At 62.9% G+C, this 523-nt stretch carries 1 protein-coding gene; it reads right to left on the reverse strand.

Going from position 1 to position 523, the window contains the following annotated elements; genetic code table 11:
• A partial coding sequence (locus tag EXE45_RS17645; protein ID WP_342765830.1) for a matrixin family metalloprotease occupies window positions 1-322 on the reverse strand: 322 nt, incomplete at its 3' end.
• Between the last annotated feature and the right edge of the window lie 201 nt (window positions 323-523).

Genomic DNA, 523 nt, shown 5'->3' on the forward strand with positions numbered 1-523 from the left:
TGTCGTTACCGGCGATGACGATGTGGGCCTCCTCGGGGCTCGAAACCTCCCGCCAGCGGAACCCGTACATCGCGTCGACGTCCCGCCGCGTCAATTCGTCGAGCGCCTCGACGGCCTCCTGCTTCGTCTGCGCGTCGAGGTCGCCGCCGTCCGCGTCGCGGAACGCGACCCTCGTCGTGTTCGGGGTCCACGATATCCGGCTGATGTTCATGACGTAATCCGGGGGATCGTCGTGGTCGAGCCCGAGCATGTGCCCAAGTTCGTGCGTCGTCGTGTACTCGAGTTCGGGATTCGAGAGGTTGTACTGGACGGACCCCCACACTGTCCCCCGGTACCCAGTGGCGAGATTCGCACAGCCGTTGAGCGACTGATTCGTAATATCGCCACATTCGGTTACGTCTCGGTACACGAGGGCTTGATCGGCCGCCGACCTGTTGTCGACGAATCGGAATTCGATCGGATACCCGGCGGTGTCCTCGGCGTTCCGTTCCCAGAAAGCCGTGCTGTTCCGGACGATTTCGGT

The sequence above is a fragment of the Halorubrum sp. SP9 genome (assembly GCF_005435015.1).
In the GTDB taxonomy this organism is placed as follows: domain Archaea; phylum Halobacteriota; class Halobacteria; order Halobacteriales; family Haloferacaceae; genus Halorubrum; species Halorubrum sodomense.